Source organism: Paraburkholderia sp. WS6 (genome assembly GCF_030464835.1).
Lineage (GTDB): Bacteria > Pseudomonadota > Gammaproteobacteria > Burkholderiales > Burkholderiaceae > Paraburkholderia > Paraburkholderia madseniana.
Genome location: NZ_JALQCK010000041.1, coordinates 55988 through 75437, shown reverse-complemented (window position 1 = coordinate 75437; position 19450 = coordinate 55988). Strand labels below are relative to the sequence as shown.

The following is a 19450-nucleotide window of genomic DNA, read 5'->3' as shown; positions in this document are numbered from 1 at the left end:
CCAAACGAACAGAGGTCAATACATGTCGATTCTGATTAACAAAGACACCAAGGTCATCACGCAGGGCATTACCGGCAAGACCGGTCAGTTCCATACGCGTGCTTGCCGTGAATATGCAAACGGCCGCGAAGCGTACGTTGCAGGCGTGAACCCGAAGAAGGCCGGCGAAGATTTCGAAGGCATTCCTATCTACGCTAGCGTCGCTGAAGCCAAGGCTGAAACGGGCGCGACCGTGTCGGTGATTTACGTTCCGCCGGCAGGCGCTGCTGCTGCCATCTGGGAAGCCGTCGAAGCCGACCTGGATCTCGCAATCTGTATTACGGAAGGCATTCCTGTCCGTGACATGATCGAGCTCAAGGCACGCATGCGCGCAAAGAACAGCAAGACGCTGCTGCTCGGACCGAACTGCCCGGGCACGATCACGCCGGACGAACTGAAGATCGGCATCATGCCGGGTCACATCCACCGCAAGGGCCGCATCGGCGTCGTGTCGCGTTCGGGCACGCTGACGTACGAAGCAGTCGGCCAATTGACGGCAATCGGCCTCGGCCAATCGTCGGCAGTCGGTATCGGCGGCGACCCGATCAACGGTCTGAAGCACATCGACGTGATGAAGATGTTCAACGACGATCCGGAAACGGACGCCGTCATCATGATCGGCGAAATCGGCGGTCCGGACGAGGCGAATGCTGCTGAGTGGATCAAGGACAACATGAAGAAGCCGGTGGTTGGCTTTATCGCTGGTGTTACGGCGCCTCCGGGCAAGCGCATGGGCCACGCCGGCGCGCTGATCTCGGGCGGTGCGGACACGGCCGAAGCCAAGCTGGAAATCATGGACGCATGCGGTATCAAGGTTACGAAGAACCCGTCGGAAATGGCGCGTCTTCTGAAGGCGATGCTGTAAAAACAAAATTCGCGCGCAGTCATGGCGCGTTTTTGATACGCTTACGAAACCCTTTCGTGAGCAGGCAGTCCTAAAAAGCGGGGGAGTCTAGACTCCTCCGCTTTTTTATTGCCCGCGCGTCCGATTCCTTCTTATTCTTTTGCTCATGCTCGAGTTCTTCGCCACGCTCCATTGGGGCGCAGTCATCCAGATCATCGTCATCGACATCCTGCTGGGTGGTGACAATGCTGTCGTGATAGCGCTCGCCTGCCGCAACCTGCCGCCTGCGCAGCGTACGAAAGGCGTGCTGTGGGGTACGGCCGGCGCCATCGTGCTGCGCGTCGCGCTGATTGCGTTCGCCGTGGCACTGCTCGACGTGCCGTTGCTGAAATTCGCCGGCGGCCTGTTGCTGCTGTGGATCGGCGTGCGTCTGATGGCGCCCGCGCATGATGTCCACGAGAACGTCAAACCGGCCGACAAGCTGATGTCGGCGATCAAGACCATCATCATCGCGGATGCCGTGATGAGTCTCGACAATGTGATCGCGATTGCCGGCGCGGCCGAAGCGGCCGACCCCGAGCATCGCCTTGCGCTGGTGATTTTCGGGCTGGTGGTGAGTATTCCGCTGATCGTGTGGGGCAGTCAGTTGGTGCTGAAGCTGCTCGACCGCTTTCCGATCGTCATCACGCTCGGCGCTGCTTTGCTGGGCTGGATCGCGGGTGGTCTGATCATCAACGACCCGGCCGGCGATCGCTGGCCGGTTCTGGATTCGCCGGTGGCCGAATACGGTATGAGCATCGCCGGTGCGCTGTTCGTTGTGATCCTCGGGTATCTGCTCAAGCGCCGCAACGCGAATCGTGCGGCGGCTTGACTCCGAGCCTGAGTCTGAGTCTCAGTCGAGCGTCGCGGCACACGCCGCGTAGCGGGCTGGACCCGAACCTGAGGCATGAGCGGACCCGCGCAATGCGAACCGCACGCCGCCCCGAGCTGACCTGAACACCACCGCGTCAGCGCAACGTTAGCCATTCGGCTGACTGTGTCGAACGCGCGCCGCTGGCTACGATTGAAACGCCTGTCCCCGATTCGAGGGGCAGGCGTTTTTCGTTTCAGGAGCCTGCCGATGACCGTTACTTTGCCGTATTCCCCTTTTTCACAGTCCACGCCTTCGCCACGGAACGCGTTCGAACGAGCACGCTGGAGCGTGCCGCTCGCACGTGCCTGCCGCCGTTTCGGTTCCGGTTTCGGCTTTACGCTGATCGAGCTGATGATCGTGCTGGCAATTGTCGGCGTGATCGCGGCGTATGCGATTCCGGCGTATCAGGACTATCTGGCCCGCAGCCGCGTCGGTGAGGGCCTCTCGCTGGCTACCTCCGCGCGGCTTGCGGTGTCCGAAAACGCCGCGAGCGGCAATGCGTTTGGCGGCGGGTATGCATCGCCGCCTGCCACCCGCAATGTCGAATCCGTTCACGTCGACGACGATACCGGGCAAATCACCGTCGCCTTCACGACGCGCGTCGCACCTGCCGGGTCCAACACGCTGACCCTGGTGCCATCGGTGCCGGACAATGCCGACGCGCCGACTGCGCGAATCGCCTTGAGCAAGGGCGCGGTGCAGTCGGGGGCGGTCACCTGGGAATGCTTCGCCGGCGGCAAAACAGCCTCTTCGTTGCCTGCGCCAGGCGCCGGGCCCGCACCAGCCGATACGCCGTCTTTGCCGTCGAATCTTGCCCCGCCGGAGTGCCGCGCGTAAGCAATGGGGTGAAAGATCGGGGGGGTTGTTATCCGAACGTAAAACGCTGATTTTCGGGATATTTCAGCCCAGCCGGCGCACAGCAGGAGAATTTTTTTGTATAGTGCGCCGGTTGGTGCGACACGCACGCTCGTGTCCGTTCGCTCACGTTACGAGCATCGACTGCAGTAGATGTGCTTTAGGCCCCTAGGGGCAATTTCTAGTAGCTGAGTGTGTGGTCCTTCGGGACTACGCCCCATATTTGTGAAGCGTGACCCGGGCTTTTCCAGCCGGAGGATCGCATTGTATTGACCTGATTACCGTCAGGTCCCGCCCAGTCAGCGGCTTCATCCCCGCCGACAAGGCGGGATGTCGTGTGCAATTCCTGTGCTTTCAACGGCAACGGATTCGCAAACCGATACGAGCGAAAGCTCGGTGTGTCATTGTTTTGCCTCGCCTGATGTCCGGGTGAGGAAGTGAACCTGCTGTACGACCAGCAGTAGCCTAGGAAGACATGCGTCACTGGTAACGGTGGGGTGTGAAGCTCTTCTGACAATGTAGCCCCCGGACGTTTCGGGCAGATCGGTTCCGTGAGGAACGGTCTGGAGACTCCCAGCAGCAAGGGGGTTGAGGAGCTAGGCTGGCTGATAAGGTTAACGTAAGTGAACTGCTGATAAACCTCGTAAGCACTGAGGAGCCAAAGCTGCTTGAACATTGGGCTCTAACCAAAAGGTACGTGGCTGGTTACTCCGCTCAACCGTCGGATTACGTCGTCACTTAGCCACCGGGGAAGAGGCAGAACCTACGTCAGTCGTGTGACATGCCGGGAACGTGGTAAGCCTGTATGGTTGCCAGCGCAGTAAGGCTGGCAGGCGAACCGCAAGGGACGCTGTTGATTGTGCAGGTATGGGAGGGCGGAAAAAGCGAAAGCCGGGCTGTAATGGTTCGGATAGGGGTTGGAACATCACCCCACGCGAAAGCGGGCAGACTTCCGTCTGGTCTACCGTCGCAAGACGGCTGACTACCCTCTGTAACTTGGTCAGATGCAGGCGCATGCGCCTGCATTGAGTTTTGTTGTTCCCCAGCGGGGTGTATCTACCCCGCTGGGGGAGATGCGCCTTCTGTCTGGGGACTTTTCCAGGTAGGAGAGCAGCATGAAAGTATCTGGTCGAAAGACCGGATCTGCGCTTTCCCACGCGCCGAACGACTGGCACGCCGTAGATTGGCGTCGAGTTGAGAGGAACGTGCGAGGGATGCAGATTCGAATTGCGAAGGCGACGCGGGAAGGCGACTGGCGGAGGGTGAAAGCCCTGCAACGGATGCTGACCCGCACGTTGTCCGCAAAGCTGTATGCGGTGCGACGTGTTACGCAGAACCAGGGTGCGCGAACGGCTGGAGTCGATCGCGAGCTATGGGATTCGCCTGAAAGCCGGTGGCTGGCTGTCGGCAGGTTGAAGCGGCACGGATATAAGCCTCTGCCTTTACGGAGAGTCTTTATCCCCAAGGCCAATGGGAAGGAGCGCCCTCTGGGCATTCCGACCATGCGGGACAGGGCGATGCAAGCCTTGTATCTGCTGGCCTTGGAGCCGGTAGCAGAGTCGACGAGTGACCCGAACTCTTATGGGTTCAGGCTCAACCGTTCGACGGCTGACGCCATGTCTCAGATTTTCGTTGTCATGGCCCGTCGCAGTTCAGCGCAATGGGTGCTTGAAGCGGACATCAAGGGATGCTTTGACCACATCAACCACAAGTGGCTGGAAAACAATGTCCCGATGGACAGGGTGATCCTTCGCAAATGGTTGAAGGCTGGCCTGATTTACAAAGGGCAGCTACAGGCGACGGAGGCCGGTACGCCGCAGGGAGGCATCATTTCCCCGACGCTGGCAAACGTGACGCTGAACGCGCTGGAACGTGAACTGATTGCGCACCTCGGTGCGAAATTTGGGATCGGGAAAGCGAAGAAGCTGAAAGTAAATGTGGTGCGATACGCGGACGACTTCGTCATCACCGGCGACTCGAAAGAGATGCTGGAACACGAAGTCAGGCCTTGGATAGAAACTTTCCTTGAAGTACGGGGATTACAACTATCGGAGGAAAAGACCCGGATCGTTCACATTGACGAAGGCTTTGATTTCCTTGGGTGGAATTTCCGGAAGTATTCGGGAACGCTGCTCATCAAGCCGAGCAGGAAGAACGTGCAGACGTTCTATCGCAAGGTGGCGGATACGATCAGCGGTCACAAAGCGGTAAAGCAGGAGGAGTTGATCCGATTGCTGAATCCGATGCTACGAGGCTGGGCGCAATATCACAGCCCTGTAGTAGCCAAGCAGGCGTATAGCCGCATGGAGTCGTTGGTGTTTTACAGGCTCTGGCGGTGGTCGAAGCGGAGGCATCCAAACAAGAACGCGGAGTGGGTGAAACGGAAGTACTTTCACTCGGTCGGCAATCGGCATTGGGTGTTCGCCGCTCCCGTAGTTCAAGAGGACGGCAGCAAGGGTTTGCTTGAGCTGTACCAGATCAGCGGTACGGACATCAGGCGCCACAGGAAGGTCAAAGGGGAATTCAATCCTTTTGATCCATTGTGGGAGCCGTACAGCGAGCAATTGCGGCAGGATCGCATGGAGTATTCAATGCGCTATCGCAAGCAATGGGTGGCGCTGTACAAATCACAGGGCGGGTTGTGCGCGCACTGTGGTTGGGCTCTGACGAACGAGACCAGTTGGCACGACCATCATCTGGAATATCGGATGCATGGCGGGACCGACGCTCTGTCCAACAGGGTTTTGCTGCACCCCGACTGCCACCGGCAGGTACACGTTGGTAAACTTGTGGTAACTAAGCCGGCTCCGTCTTTGCACTGACGGGGCTTTGTAAAAGAAATATGTAGGCTTGAGCCGTATGCGGGGAAACTCGCACGTACGGTTCTTAGGGGGCCCCTCTTCCGCAAGGAAGGGGGGCTACCCTACCTGACGCCTCCGGTTACTCGATGCCCACCCCATTTGCGCGCTACCTGTCTCTCATTCTGTTGGCTCTCGCGTTGGTGCTGCCTTACGCAGTCGCCAACCACACGTATCCGATTCCGACCTTCTACGCTGAATTCACGGCGCTCGCGCTGTATCTGCTGACGGGCGCGGGCGTCGTGCTGCTGGTGTGGACGGCGAGGCCGCGCGTGACGTTTGCGTCGCCCGTTGTCGCGCTGGTGCCGTTGCTGTTCGGGCTCGTGCTGGTGGCGCAGTCGGTGCTACTGCCGGTTTCGCAGCCGTCGATGAACTGGCTCGGCGGCGGTTACCTGCTCGCCGCATTCATGGCGACGCACGCCGGCTACGGTTTCACACGCGCCAAGCTGAATGAGACAGCACTGCGCTGGGCAGCGGGGGCATTGATCGTCGGTGGTCTGTTTGCGGTGTTTTGCCAGGTGATCCAATTGTTTCACCTCGAGGTGCGCGTGTCGCCGCTGGTCGTCGCCTACAACGTGACCGTCGAGCGCCGGCCGTTCGGCAATATGGCGCAGGCGAACCACCTTGCCACCTATATCGCATTCGCGACGGCGAGTGCGCTGTTCCTCGTGCAAACGCGCCGCATTGCCGTCAGCATCTGGCTGCTCGTATCGACGATCTTCGCCATTGGGCTTGCGCTGACCGTGTCGCGTGGCCCCTGGCTGCAGATGGGCGTGATCGTGGTGGCGGGTTTCTGGATGGCCTTCGCGCAGACGCGCAGTCAGCCGCATCTTCGCCGCAGCAATCGCGAATGGCTGATTCCGATCGCGTTGGCGGTGCTGTTCTTCGTCATCAATGCATTGATCCGCTGGGCCAATGTGCGCTATCACCTGGAGCTTGGGCAGTCAGCGGCCGAGCGCTTCAAGGACGCCGGCCAGATCGCGCCGCGCTTGGCGCTCTGGAAGTACGGCTGGACGATGTTCAAGGCGCATCCGCTGCTGGGTGTCGGCTGGGGCGAGTTTCCGAGCTACCAGTTCGAGTATGTGAGGTCGCTGGGTGGTGTCGAGATCGCCAATAATTCGCACGACATCTTCATCGACCTGCTCGCGAAAACCGGCTTGATCGGCCTCGCGATCGTGCTGTTCGGCCTGATCACGTGGCTGGTGCGCGTGGTCCGCGCGCCGCAGAGCGCTGCGCGCGTGTTCGGCATTGCGCTGATCGGCGTGCTGGTCATGCATGCGCTGGTCGAGTATCCGCAGCAGTACATGTTCTTCCTGCTGCCGGCGATGTTCGTGTTCGGCTTGCTCGAGACACGGCCGCTGCGGCTCGTGCCTGGCCGCCTGTCGTTCGGCGCGTTCGTGGTGATCGTGTTCGGCGGGATCGCCGCGCTGTATCCGGTGTATCGCGACTACGCGCGCGCCGAGGTGTTGTACTACGGTTCGCGGCCTGCCGAGCAGTATCGTGCGGATCCGTCGTTCCTGTTCCAGGCGTGGGGCGAGTACGGCCTTGCGACGTTGGAGCCCATGAATTCGATGAACTTGCAACACAAGCTCGCCATGCACAAGCAGGCGATTGCGCTGCTGCCAGGCGAAACCGTGCTGCGCCGGTATGCGGTGCTGCAGGCACTGAGCGGCGATACGGCGGGGGCGTTCGATACCGTCGAGCGTCTGAAGATCTTTGCTCAGGAGTTGAATGACTGGCCGTCGCAGTTGGCCTACGTGTATGAGCTGTGCGACGAGCAGAAGACGCTGACCGGCTTCAAGGCGGAACTGGTCAAGCGCTATGGCATGCCGCCGGGCGACGTCAATCAGGACGACGACAGCGAAGACGATTGAGCCGCGCTGTCGTTCTGTGGCATTAGCTTTAGCTGTAACGATGGAGCGGGGCGATGACGTTCGCAGTCATCAACCCGCCACCCAATCCCCCGACTTCCCGCCGTGCTTCTCCAGCACTTTCACATCGGTGATCGTCATCCCGCGATCCACCGCCTTGCACATGTCGTACACGGTCAGCAGCCCGACCTGCACGGCGGTTAGCGCTTCCATCTCCACGCCCGTGCGTCCCAGCGTTTCCACTTGCACCGTGCAATGCACGCCAGGCAACGTTTCATCGAGCTCGAAGTCCACTTTCACGCGGGTCAGCGCGAGCGGGTGACATAGTGGGATCAGATCGGCGGTGCGCTTCGAACCTTGAATCGCGGCGATGCGCGCGATTCCGATCACGTCGCCTTTTTTGGCGTTGCCGTCACGGATCAGCGCGTACGTCTCCGGCAGCATGCGAATCGAGCCGCGCGCGATCGCGATGCGCTTGGTCTCCTGCTTGCTGCCGACGTCCACCATATGCGCCTGGCCGGCAGCGTCGAAATGAGTGAGTTCAGGCATGGTTGGGCTCCTTCAGAGGGCGCCTATCATAGCAGCGTGATTGGACGGGTCGAGATGATTACAATCACCGTATGCCCGCTATCTTAGTCCGAGCGGCGGGCGCCGCTTTTCGATTTCGTCATATCGAGCTCGCGATGCGTTCGAAACGGTTTCTTGCTGCGTTGTTGTCTGTCGCGCTCGCGGCGCCGCCGGGCGTGTACCCACAATCGCGTGGCGCATCGAATGCGAACACCAACACGGGCACGACCCTCGCGCTCAACATGCAGCCCTCGGAACCGCCGTTGGAAAGCGGCCCGGTCGAAACTTTCGCCGACCCCATCGTGCCGCCCGACATCGCCCAAGGCGTATTCGGCGTCTATGGCGGCGCGCAGAACCGCTTCTCCGGCAACCCAGGCGCGACCACCAACTGGCGCACCCCGATCGTCACGCAGCAACTGCCCGACCTCGGCAATGGCGGCTCCGGCTCGCTGACGCCGCAAGCCGAGCGCAAGCTCGGCGAACGCGTGATGCGCGAGTTGCGTCGCGACCCCGACTATCTCGAGGACTGGCTCGTGCGCGACTATCTGAACTCGGTCGCCGCGAAACTCTCCGCGGCGGCGAGCGCGCTCTACATTGGCGGCTATCGTCCGGACTTCGAGCTGTTCGCGGTCCGCGACACGCAAATCAACGCCTTCTCGCTGCCAGGCGGTTTTATCGGCGTGAACACCGGTTTGATCGTGACGACGCAAACCGAGTCCGAACTTGCCTCCGTGCTCGGCCACGAGATGGGGCACGTCTTGCAGCGGCACATTTCGCGGATGATCACCACCGGCGAGCGCGGCGGCTATGCCGCGCTCGCCGGCCTGTTGTTCGGCGTTCTGGCGGGCGTGCTCGCCCACAGCGGCGACCTCGGCAGCGCGATTGCGATCGGCGGCCAGGCCTATGCGGTCGACAACCAGTTGCGTTTCTCGCGCTCCGCCGAGCATGAAGCGGACCGCGTCGGCTTTCTGCTGCTGGCCGGCGCCGGCTACGACCCCTACGCGATGACGACGTTTTTCGGCCGCCTCGATCGCGCGGCGATGAGCGACACCGGCATGCCGGCTTATGCGCGTACCCACCCGCTGACCGGCGAGCGGATCGCCGACATGGAGGACCGTGCGCGCCGCGCGCCTTACCGGCAACCGCATCAGACCTCCGAATACGGCTTCGTGCGGGCTCGGGCGCGCTTGCTGCAGGACCGCTCGCGCAGTGAATACGCGGACGAGGTTTCGCGCCTGCGCTCCGAAATCGAGGAACGTACCGCGGTGAACGTCGCCGCGAACTGGTACGGGATTGCGTATGGGCAGATGCTGCTCGAGCGTTACGACGATGCGGTGGCGTCGCTGGCTTCGTCGCGTGCGGCATTTGTCGCAGGCGAACGCGGTGAAGGCGAGCCCATGCGCAGTTCGCCGAGCCTCGACGTGCTGGCGGCCGACGTCGCACGCCGCGCCGGGCGTGATGACGAGGCGGCACGTCTGGCCGAGTTTGCGCAGAAGCGCTGGCCGCAGTCGAACGCCGCAATCGACATGCATATCCAGACCTTGCTGACCTTGAAGCGATTCGCCGACGCGCAGGCTTTGGCCCGGAAGGAAACGCATGCACAGCCCGATCAGCCTGCCTGGTGGATGTATCTCGCGCAGGCAAGCGCCGGCAGCGGCGATGCGTTGACACAACATCGGGCGCTCGCCGAAAAATTCGCGCTCGAGGGGGCGTGGCCGTCGGCCATCCGGCAACTGAAGGAAGCGCGGGATCTGAAGACGATCGGCTACTACGATCTTGCGACCGTCGACGCCCGGTTACATGAAATGGAGAGCCGCTATAAAGAGGAGCGGCTTGACGAGAAGAGTTAGGGGTTGCGGGCTTGCGCTATCCGATCGGAACGCGAGGTATGAAAAAGAACCAGGCGATAAATAGGCAGGCAAACGACCTAGACGTGTGCCGCCGGACTATCGACAAACCCAAACCGCGCGGCAACCTCACTTCGCTGCACGCCCTGCAAGGGCAACACAACCCCATTGTTCCAGCGAAACGCCCCGCTCATCGAGTCATCGCCCAACGCTGCGTGGTCGGAAAAAACCTCGAGGTCATGATCGTGCAAAACCGCGACTCTCGGCGGCGTCGAGCCATCGACGAACAGAATCCCACCTTCATCGTCGACAAACACGGCCGTTGGCTCGAAACCCCCGCCGGCCTGGTCCGTCAAGGAAAGCACGCCAGCGGCATCGGCCGACAACCTCACCACCCACGGCGTATAGCCCAACTCGATATACACCCGCTGCGGGCCGTTCTGGAAAAACCACTGCCCGCGTTCGTCGGCGTCGTAATTCCGGTTGATAAACCCGAGCAACGCCTCGTGCCGGATCGCCGTACCTGGCGTACCGCTGGCCTGGGCGGCCTCATCCCGCATGCGCCAGTTACCGCGCCGGTCCAACATCAACCATCCCGTGCAACTCGGCACGTTCGGCCATTTGGCCAAGGCCTGCTTGACGATGTCATCCATGATCGACGTACTGCTCCAGATAGCCGAGCACGCGCCGCGACAACCAGTCGATGCGGCCCGGAAACGGCCCGGTCATAAAGCCGGCGTGACCGCCGTGTTCGGGTTGATCGAGTTCTACCGATGCCGACACCTCATTCCGCGCCGGTAAAGCTTCGGCCGGCAGGAACGGGTCGTTGCGTGCATTCAACACCAGGGTCGGCACGGCGATGCCAGGCAGCAACGGTCGTGTGGTCGCGCGGCTCCAGTAGTCGTTAGTATCGCGAAAGCCGTGCAGCGGCGCTGTCACCACGTTGTCGAAGTCGTACATTGTGCGGCTCGCCAGCATGGTGTCGCGGTCGAACAGTCCCGGAAATTGCGTCAGCTTCTGCTCGGCCTTCTGCTTCAGCGTCTTCAGGAAACTGCGCGTGTAGATCATGCCGAAGCCCTGCGACAACGCACGGCCGCCGGCGTGCACGTCGATCGGCGTCGAAATCGCCGCGGCGGCCGCGAGCACCGGCGACGCATCTTCGCGCCGCTCGCCGAGCCAGCGCAACAGCACATTGCCGCCGAGCGACACGCCCGCCGCCACGATTGGCCCGCGATGCGTGGCGCGCAAGCGCCGCAGGATCCAGTCGACTTCGTTGCTGTCGGCGAGATGATAGAAACGCGGCAAGCGGTTCAATGGCCCGCTGCAGCTACGAAAGTGCGGCACCACGCCGTGCCAGCCGTACTCGCGCGCGGCCGCCATCAACGTGGCGGCGTAGTGCGACATGGAACTGCCTTCGAGGCCGTGAAACAGCACGAACAGCGGTGCGTCGTCTGCAGGAATCCTGGCGGGCGTGGCAGGGGCGAGCGCTGAGGCAGGCGTGCCGTCATGCACCACCCAATCGAGATCGATGAAATCGCCATCCGGCGTATCCCAGCGTTCGCGCCGGAACGCGATCGCCGGGCGGCGCGCAAACAGCGCCGGGACAATGGTTTGCACATGCCGGTTCGGCAGCCAGAGCGGTGCGCGGTAGAGCATCTCGACGGCGGCCTCGACAGCGGCCGTGGCGCGTGCTGCGCCGGTAGAGGCGGAGTGATGGAGCGTCGTCTCCCAATCCCCCAGGGAGACTTCGTTCGGGACGGGTGACTTCCTGCGGGGCGTGCTCATACCAGCGTCAAAGCAAAAAGGTAGAACCGGTGAAACGGGCCGAACAGGCGAAACGCCCGTCGGGCGTCAGTGCAGCGACCCCTGGCCATGCCGCATCTTGGTCGCGAACTGACTGGCGGCCTCGTTCGGCATCGGACTCGCGTGAATATGCGCAATTCGCCATTCGCCGCGCTCGTGGACCATCACGTAAGTGGTGAACACCATCGTGGGCGCCGCCTTCGGATCGGCCGGGCGGTGCGCTTCGGCAATGGCGTAGACGACGGTGCCAAGGCTGTCGTAGACGCGAATATCGAGCGGTTCAATCGAAACGGGCGAGGTTTCGAGCTGGATTTGCAAGCCGGCCCGAATGCTGTCGAGGCCGTGCAGATGGGAGCCGTCGGCGCAGATGCAACTGACGAATTCCTCATCGATCCACAGGCCCATCAAGCTGTCGATATTCACCTCGGCGATGGCCTGGTAATAGGCGTTCAGCGTATCGGCGGCGGCTTCGAAGATATGGGCAAAACGTGGCATGGCTCGTCAGTCTCTTGTGCGCGGCGCGCGGTTGCGGGGCAGCGGTCAGCGGGACAGTCCGGAGCACCGGACAATCGCACCCAAGCGCGAGGATGCCCGCGCCGCAAGGCGCGAACATGACGCGACGCGCTCAGGGCGTGCGGTGTTGCGTGCAAGTATCAGCCGAATCAGTTTGGTTCAACGTTGCGCAAGCAACATGCCGCGCAAATCGCCGAACACCTGCTCGGCACTCAACTGCTTCAGGCAGTTCAGATGCCCGAGCGGACACTCGCGCTGAAAACAGGGGCTGCATTCGAGATGAAGCCATTGTACCTTCGCGAGCTCGGACAAGGGCGGCGTGTGGCGCGGATCGGTCGAACCGTACACGGCCACCAGCGGCCGGCGCAACGCGGCGGCCACGTGCATCAGGCCGGAATCGTTGGTGACGACGGCGTTGGCCCGCGAGATCAGCGCGCAGGCCTCGCTCAGCGCGGTCTGGCCGCACAGGTTACGCACGTTCGGCGCTTTTTCGGCGATGGCCTGGGCAAGCGGCGCGTCTTTCGGCGAGCCGAGCGCGACGATCTGCGTGTAGGGGAACGACTGGCCGACGATCTGCGCGAGCGATGCGAAATGCTCGGGCGGCCATCGCTTGGCCGGACCGTACTCGGCACCCGGGCAGAACACTAGCAGCGGCACACGGGTATCCAGATTGAAGCGCGCCGAGACCCGCGACGCTTCGTTCAGATCCGCGTCGAGCCGCGGCATCGGCAGGTCGTCGGGGACCTTGGCGCCTTGCGCGTAGGCGAGGGCGGCGTAGTGGCCGACCATCGGCGGGCGTTCATCTTTGCGCGGATTCCCGTGGCGCACGTTCAGCAAGCCGTAGCGGCTCTCGCCGGTGTAGCCGATGCGCAGCGGAATGCCCGCCATCCACGGAATCAGCGCCGACTTGAGCGAATTCGGCAAGACATAGGCCGCGTCGTAGCCGACATCGCGCAAGTCGCTCGCCAGTTGCCAGCGGCGCAGCATCTGCAGCTTGCCGTGCGCGAGGTCGGTTGCGTAGACGTCGCGGATCTCGGGCATGCGTTCGAGTACGGGCGCGACCCACGAGGGTGCGACCGCGTCGATCACGATGCGCGGATGCAATTTCACGAGGCGCGCAAACAGCGGCTGCGCCATCAATGCGTCACCGATCCAGTTCGGTGCGATAACCAACGCGCGACGCATCAGAGTGGGTGTCCGGTGTCGAAACGAAGCGCCGCGCGAACCATGCGCGTGGCCTTCGATTGGGTAAAAGGGGAAAAGCCGCGAGCCTTGCGGCGCGGATCCGGCATGACTGGTCCCGCCGCGGCTGCGGCGTTGCTGCGAAGCGATTGCGTTGCCGCCACCTGCTGCAAAAGCTCAGCCGGTCCGTCACATGACGAACCAGCCAGCAGGTGCGCGGGCAAAAACCGCCGCAAGCAGCGCCGCAAACGATCAGCGCTCAGTGCGCAGTGCTCAAGATCAGTGACCCTTGACCACTTCGCCGTCGCGCAGCTTGTAACGCGTGCTGCAATATGGGCATTTCGCTTCGCCGTGCGTGACGTCGATAAAGACACGCGGATGCGCGCTCCAGCGCGGCATGGCCGGGTTCGGGCAGTACGCCGGCAGATCCTTTGCCGACAATTCGACCAGCGGCATTTCCTTGATTTCGCTCATGGGGACTTTCTCGTTGTATGCAGGGTGCGTGCGTTGTGCCGGCAAAAGGCCGAGGGCCTTGGGCCGGCGCAGCGCGCGTTAGATCTTGGTGAGCCAGTGCGCGTACTTGTCGCTCTTGCCGTTCACGATATCGAAGAAGCCGGATTGCAGCTTCTCGGTGATCGGGCCGCGTGCGCCCGAGCCGATCGTGCGGTTGTCGAGCTCGCGGATCGGCGTGACTTCCGCGGCGGTGCCGGTGAAGAACGCTTCGTCGCAGGTATAGACCTCGTCGCGCGTGATGCGCTTTTCGATCACCTGGATGCCCGCGTCGCGCGCCAGCGTGATGACCGTGTCGCGCGTGATGCCGTCGAGGCACGACGCCAGGTCCGGTGTGTACAGCTTGCCGTTGTTCACGAGGAAGAAGTTCTCGCCGGAGCCTTCCGACACATAGCCGTCCACGTCCAGCAGCAGCGCTTCGTCGTAACCGTCGGCAATCGCTTCCTGGTTGGCGAGGATCGAGTTCACGTACCAGCCCGACGCCTTGGCGCGGACCATCGACACGTTCACGTGATGGCGCGTGAACGACGAGGTCTTCACGCGGATGCCCTTGGCGATACCGTCTTCGCCGAGGTAAGCGCCCCACGGCCAGGCGGCGATCGCCACGTGGATCGTGTTGCCCTTGGCCGACACACCGAGCTTTTCGGAGCCGACCCAGATGATCGGGCGCAGGTAGCAGGATTCCAGCTTGTTTTCGCGGACCACTTCGCATTGTGCCGCGGCCAGCGTTTCGTGGTCGAACGGCACGTCCATCTGGAAGATCTTGGCCGAATTCAAGAGGCGCTTGGTGTGTTCCTGGAGGCGGAAAATCGCCGTGCCGCCGTCCGCCGTCTTGTAGGCGCGTACGCCTTCGAAAACGCCCATGCCGTAATGCAACGTGTGGGTAAGCACGTGGATCTTGGCGTCGCGCCAGTCGATGAGCTTGCCATCCATCCAGATCTTGCCGTCGCGATCGGCCATTGACATACGATTCTCCAGCGGTGCGGTGAAAGAGCGTTATTTTAGCGTCTTTTGCACAAGGAACGGGCATTTGGCCGCATGCCGGGCGCTATAATTCGGCGCACGCATAATTCAAATCCGGATGCGCCAGCGGGTGCTTGACGACCTGGCGCCGACCTCCCTTCGTTGCGCCGCCGCTTGGCGCCCGCGTTTCGCCTCATGCTCGCTCGCTTGTCAGATACCGATCGCCGTTCCTTCCGTGAGGGCGCGCGCGACTATTCGCCCACGCTGATGGCGATCTTCTCCTGGGGTCTCGTCACCGGCATCGCAATGAGCAAGTCCGTGCTCACGCTGCCGCAGGCGCTCACCATGTCGCTGCTTTGCTACGCCGGGTCGTCGCAACTGGCCGTGCTGCCGTTGCTGGCCGCCAAGCTGCCGATCTGGACCGTGCTGCTCACCGCCGCGATGGTCAATACGCGTTTCGTGATATTCAGCGCTGGTCTCGCGCCGCATTTTTCCTATCTGCCGATGTGGCGCCGCATCGTGCTCGGCTACTTCAACGGCGACGTGATCTATCTGCTGTTCCAGAAGAAGAGCTTCCAGACCGGTTACGTGCCGGGCAAGGAGGCGTACTTCTGGGGCATGGCGATGTGCAGTTGGTTGTCGTGGCAGGTCTCGTCGATCGTCGGCATTCTGCTGGCAAGCCTGATCCCGGACAACTGGGGCCTCGCGCTGGCAGGCACGCTGGCGCTGCTGCCCATCATGGTGTCGGCGATCGCCACGCGCTCCACGCTGGTCGCGGTCAGCATCGCCGGCCTGGTGTCTCTGCTTGCTTTCGACCTGCCGTACCGGCTCGCGCTGCCGCTCGCGGTGATTGCGGCGATTGTCGCGGGCAGCGCGGCCGATCTGATGGTCGAGCGCGCCGACTTGCGCCGCATCCGTAACAGCGCCGGAGATTCCCAATGACATCCACGCAGATCTGGCTGGCCATTATCGGCATGACCTTCGTCACCGCGGTGACGCGCGCGATGTTTCTAATCGGCGGCGAGCGCACGGTTTTGCCGGAGCGCGTGCAGCGGATGCTGCGCTATGCGCCGGCTGCGGCGCTTGCCGCCGTCGTGCTGCCCGATGTGCTGGCGACGCCGGAGGGGCTCTCGTTCGCGCCCTCGAATCACGAGTTTTACGCGACGCTGTCCGGTCTGGCGTGGTTTATGTGGCGGCGCACCATGCTCGGCACGATTGTGGTGGGAATGGCCGTGTTCACGCTCTTGCGCCTCTTCATGTAATTGATTGGATCGAAAATGCTGCACCGCGACATGCGCGGCGCATTCTTCAAATACGGGACATTCGCCTGGTTGCGGGTCAGAAGGCCGTGTGGATCAGTTAAAATGGCTCTTTCCGGGATAAGCGCGCCGCTGCATGGCGCGACAGCCGCGGCTTTGCCGCCGGCGCCCGACTCAGTGGAGCCGCTGCCGTGCCGAAGCGCTGGAGTTTGCCGCGCTTGAGGTCCAGCGCGTCGTCCGCCACCGCCTTCCCATCAACTCGCACATACACGCCCATGAACAAGGTATTGCGTCTCTCCGATCTGATCGCCGAAGGCAAGCTGTCCGGCAAACGCGTGTTCATCCGCGCCGATCTGAACGTGCCGCAGGACGATCAAGGCAACATCACCGAAGACACCCGCATCCGCGCTTCCGTGCCGGCGATCAAGGCCGCGCTGGACGCAGGCGCCGCCGTGATGGTCACGTCGCACCTGGGCCGCCCGATCGAAGGCGAGTTCAAGCCGGAAGATTCGCTTGCGCCGGTCGCGAAGCGCCTGGCCGAGCTGCTTGGCCGTGATGTGCCGCTGGTCGCCAACTGGGTCGAAAACGGCGTGAACGTCGCGCCGGGCCAGCTCGTGCTGCTGGAAAACTGCCGCGTCAACAAGGGCGAAAAGAAGGATTCCGACGAGCTCGCGCAGAAAATGGCGAAGCTCTGCGACGTCTACGTGAACGACGCATTCGGCACTGCGCACCGCGCCGAAGCCACCACGCACGGCATCGCCAAATACGCGCCGATCGCTTGCGCCGGCCCGCTGCTGGCGGCAGAGCTCGAAGCGCTCGGCAAGGCGCTGGGCGCGCCGAAGCGTCCGCTGGTGGCGATCGTCGCCGGCTCGAAGGTGTCCACCAAGCTGACCATTCTGAAGTCGCTGGCCGACAAGGTCGATCAGCTGATCGTCGGCGGCGGCATCGCCAATACGTTCATGCTGGCGGCCGGCCTGAAGATCGGCAAGTCGCTCGCCGAAGCCGATCTGGTCGCCGAAGCCAAGGCCATCATCGACGCAGCGAAAGCCCGCGGCGCCTCGGTGCCGATCCCGACCGACGTGGTGACGGCGAAAGAATTCTCGCCGACTGCCAAGGCTGAAGTGAAGGCTGTCGCCGATGTAGAAGACGACGACATGATCCTCGACATCGGACCGGAAACCGCCAAGGTGCTCGCCGCACAACTGGAAAAAGCCGGCACGATCGTGTGGAACGGTCCGGTCGGCGTGTTCGAATTCGATCAGTTCGGCAACGGTACGAAGACGCTGGCTGACGCGATCGCCAAATCGTCGGCGTTCTCGATTGCAGGCGGCGGCGATACGCTCGCGGCGATTGCCAAGTACGGCATCCACGACAAGGTCAGCTACATTTCGACGGGCGGCGGCGCCTTCCTCGAGTTCCTCGAGGGCAAGACACTACCCGCTGTCGCAGTTCTGGAATCGCGGGCTTAACGTGGTGACGCGCTCCCCCTCAGCGAAGTCTGCAAAAGCGCGCGGCGGCAAGCCGCGCAACACCGCAGCAGCAACGGCAGGGGAGCGCGAAGCGCGCTCCGCCGCCACAACGGCCGTGGCTGAAGCCGCGGCCCCGCAGCAGCAGGAATCCGAGTTGTCCCTCGCGCTCGCGGAGTTGACCACTGCCAGCGAGGCAGCGGAATTGTCCACCGGACAAGCCGCCCCCTCGCCCGCAGAACTCCCGGACGACGAGATTACGCTCGCACCCCCTCCGGCGCCCCCCGTGCCGGTATCGAACACCGCTTCACCCCATAAAGCGACGCTGGTTTCAACCGGCGCGCAGCCCCCAGCAGCACCCTTCGGTGCGCAGCCTCCGCATCCGACTCGCAGCGCTCATTCCAGCGATCCCACCCAGACGAGGAGACTCATGCATCGCGCCACCAAGATTGTCGCTACCATCGGACCGGCTTCCAGTACGCCGGAAATCCTGCTGCAAATGATTCGGGCAGGGGCCGACGTGGTGCGGCTCAATTTCTCGCACGGCACCGCCGACGACCACCGCCAGCGCGCCGAATTCGTGCGCGAGGCGGCCCGCCAGGCCGGCCGCGAAGTCGGCATCATGGCCGACCTGCAAGGTCCGAAGATTCGCGTCGGCAAATTCGAAAACGGCAAGACCACGCTGGTCCCCGGCAACCCCTTCGTCCTCGACGCCGAATGTGAACTCGGCAACGACGATCGCGTCGGCCTCGACTACAAAGACCTGCCGCGCGACCTGAAACCGGGCGACGTGCTGTTGCTCAACGACGGCCTGATCGTGCTGGACGTCGTGCGCGTGCTCGGCAGCGAGATCCACACCACCGTGAAGGTCGGCGGCGAGCTGTCGAACAACAAGGGCATCAATCGTCAGGGCGGTGGCCTGACGGCGCCGGCTCTGACGGCCAAAGACATGGAAGACATCCGCACGGCCATGTCGCTTGGCGTGGATTACGTCGCGGTATCGTTCCCCAAGAACGCCACCGACATGGAAATGGCCCGCCAGCTCGCGAATATTGCGGGTGCGCCCTACGGCATCAAGCCGAAGATGATCGCGAAGATCGAGCGGGCGGAAGCGATTCCGGCACTGCAAGGCATTCTCGACGCATCGGACGGCATCATGGTTGCGCGCGGCGACCTGGCCGTGGAAGTGGGCAATGCCGCAGTTCCCGCGCTGCAAAAGCGCATGATTCGTATGGCCCGCGAATCGAACAAGTTCGTGATCACTGCGACCCAGATGATGGAATCGATGATCTACGCGCCGGTGCCGACCCGCGCCGAAGTGTCGGACGTCGCCAACGCGGTGCTGGACGGCACGGACGCGGTGATGCTGTCGGCCGAATCCGCAGCGGGCAAGTACCCGGTGCAGACCATCGAGACGATGGCCGCGATCTGCCTCGAAGCTGAGAAGTCGGAGCAGTCGGAGTTGGACAAGGATTTCCTCGACCGCACGTTCACGCGCATCGACCAGTCCATCGCGATGGGCGCGCTGTTTACGGCGTACCACCTGGGCGCGAAGGCAATCGTCGCGTTGACCGAATCGGGTTCGACCGCGCTGTGGATGTCACGGCACTGGACGCACGTGCCGATTTTCGCGCTCACGCCGCGGGTCGGCAGCGAACGGGCGATGGCGATCTACCGCAACGTCACGTCGCTGCATCTGGATACCAGCACCGATCGCGACACCGCGTTGCAGCAGGCGCTGGAAACCGTGGTCAGCAAGGGCTACGCGTCGCACGGTGACATGGTGGTGCTGACTGTCGGCGAGCCGATGGGCCAGGCAGGCGGTACGAATACGCTGAAGATCGTGCGCGTCGGTGAGCCGTATTGATTCGGTTTAAGCCGAAGACTGTTTAAGTTGGAGAATGCTCGATCGGCACGCAGGCTTGATTGAGTGAAGCAGGCTGTCATGCCCCGCGAGAGG

General features: G+C 62.6%; 17 protein-coding genes. 10 read left to right on the top strand and 7 right to left on the bottom strand.

Annotation, left to right across the window (positions count from 1 at the left end; translation table 11 throughout):
• Positions 1–22: 22 nt before the first annotated feature.
• The 5 genes from sucD (at position 23) to M0D64_RS35020 (ending at position 7383) form a co-directional block, all read left to right on the top strand.
• Positions 23–904 carry a succinate--CoA ligase subunit alpha gene (sucD, locus tag M0D64_RS35040; RefSeq protein ID WP_030101039.1) on the top strand — a complete coding sequence of 294 codons (882 nt, stop codon included), beginning with the start codon at positions 23–25 and terminating at the stop codon, positions 902–904.
• 145 nt (positions 905–1049) lie between these two features.
• Entirely contained in the window at positions 1050–1754 is a 705-nt protein-coding gene (locus M0D64_RS35035; protein WP_154558700.1) for a TerC family protein, read from the top strand.
• A 249-nt stretch (positions 1755–2003) separates the two neighbouring features.
• The gene (locus M0D64_RS35030; RefSeq protein ID WP_301717708.1) at positions 2004–2633 is read left to right on the top strand and encodes a pilin; all 630 of its coding nucleotides are present in this window, start codon (positions 2004–2006) and stop codon (positions 2631–2633) included.
• A 1133-nt stretch (positions 2634–3766) separates the two neighbouring features.
• Entirely contained in the window at positions 3767–5473 is a 1707-nt protein-coding gene (ltrA, locus tag M0D64_RS35025) for a group II intron reverse transcriptase/maturase (RefSeq protein ID WP_266261158.1), read from the top strand.
• Positions 5474–5598: 125 nt separating this feature from the next.
• Positions 5599–7383, top strand: coding sequence for a Wzy polymerase domain-containing protein (locus M0D64_RS35020; RefSeq protein WP_266261157.1), 1785 nt, complete (start codon positions 5599–5601; stop codon positions 7381–7383).
• A gap of 69 nt (positions 7384–7452) precedes the next feature.
• Here M0D64_RS35020 and moaC read toward each other — a convergent pair whose 3' ends face one another.
• A complete protein-coding gene (moaC, locus tag M0D64_RS35015) occupies positions 7453–7929 on the bottom strand; it encodes a cyclic pyranopterin monophosphate synthase MoaC (protein ID WP_266261156.1) in 477 nt (158 codons plus the stop codon).
• 134 nt (positions 7930–8063) lie between these two features.
• Here moaC and M0D64_RS35010 point away from each other — a divergent pair, with 134 nt between their 5' ends.
• Entirely contained in the window at positions 8064–9797 is a 1734-nt protein-coding gene (locus tag M0D64_RS35010) for a M48 family metalloprotease (protein ID WP_266261155.1), read from the top strand.
• A gap of 77 nt (positions 9798–9874) precedes the next feature.
• Here the strand turns inward: M0D64_RS35010 and M0D64_RS35005 are convergent, their stop codons facing one another.
• The 6 genes from M0D64_RS35005 to M0D64_RS34980 form a co-directional block, all read right to left on the bottom strand.
• Positions 9875–10447 (bottom strand): DUF2946 family protein, encoded by a 573-nt coding sequence (locus tag M0D64_RS35005; RefSeq protein WP_266261154.1) that lies wholly within the window; start codon positions 10445–10447, stop codon positions 9875–9877.
• Positions 10440–11579 (bottom strand): hydrolase, encoded by a 1140-nt coding sequence (locus M0D64_RS35000; RefSeq protein WP_266261153.1) that lies wholly within the window; start codon positions 11577–11579, stop codon positions 10440–10442. Before M0D64_RS35000 ends, M0D64_RS35005 begins: the two co-directional genes overlap by 8 nt.
• 66 nt (positions 11580–11645) lie before the next feature.
• Complete coding sequence (locus M0D64_RS34995; RefSeq protein WP_154558676.1) at positions 11646–12092, bottom strand: nuclear transport factor 2 family protein; 447 nt, start codon at positions 12090–12092, stop codon at positions 11646–11648.
• Between the two features lie 177 nt (positions 12093–12269).
• Positions 12270–13295, bottom strand: a complete 1026-nt coding sequence (waaF, locus tag M0D64_RS34990; protein ID WP_154558675.1) for a lipopolysaccharide heptosyltransferase II — start codon at positions 13293–13295, stop codon at positions 12270–12272.
• Between the two features lie 276 nt (positions 13296–13571).
• The gene (locus M0D64_RS34985; RefSeq protein WP_007180502.1) at positions 13572–13766 is read right to left on the bottom strand and encodes a zinc-finger domain-containing protein; all 195 of its coding nucleotides are present in this window, start codon (positions 13764–13766) and stop codon (positions 13572–13574) included.
• A gap of 78 nt (positions 13767–13844) precedes the next feature.
• A complete protein-coding gene (locus tag M0D64_RS34980) occupies positions 13845–14768 on the bottom strand; it encodes a branched-chain amino acid transaminase (protein ID WP_097390330.1) in 924 nt (307 codons plus the stop codon).
• 192 nt (positions 14769–14960) lie between these two features.
• Here M0D64_RS34980 and M0D64_RS34975 point away from each other — a divergent pair, with 192 nt between their 5' ends.
• From M0D64_RS34975 to pyk, 4 genes are all read left to right on the top strand, one after another.
• Entirely contained in the window at positions 14961–15707 is a 747-nt protein-coding gene (locus M0D64_RS34975; protein WP_266261152.1) for an AzlC family ABC transporter permease, read from the top strand.
• Positions 15704–16027, top strand: coding sequence for an AzlD domain-containing protein (locus tag M0D64_RS34970; protein WP_154558673.1), 324 nt, complete (start codon positions 15704–15706; stop codon positions 16025–16027). The genes M0D64_RS34975 and M0D64_RS34970 overlap by 4 nt, the downstream gene beginning before the upstream one ends.
• A 272-nt stretch (positions 16028–16299) precedes the next feature.
• Positions 16300–17493, top strand: a complete 1194-nt coding sequence (locus M0D64_RS34965) for a phosphoglycerate kinase (protein ID WP_266261151.1) — start codon at positions 16300–16302, stop codon at positions 17491–17493.
• Positions 17494–17920: 427 nt separating this feature from the next.
• Complete coding sequence (pyk, locus tag M0D64_RS34960; protein WP_154558671.1) at positions 17921–19357, top strand: pyruvate kinase; 1437 nt, start codon at positions 17921–17923, stop codon at positions 19355–19357.
• Positions 19358–19450: the final 93 nt, after the last annotated feature.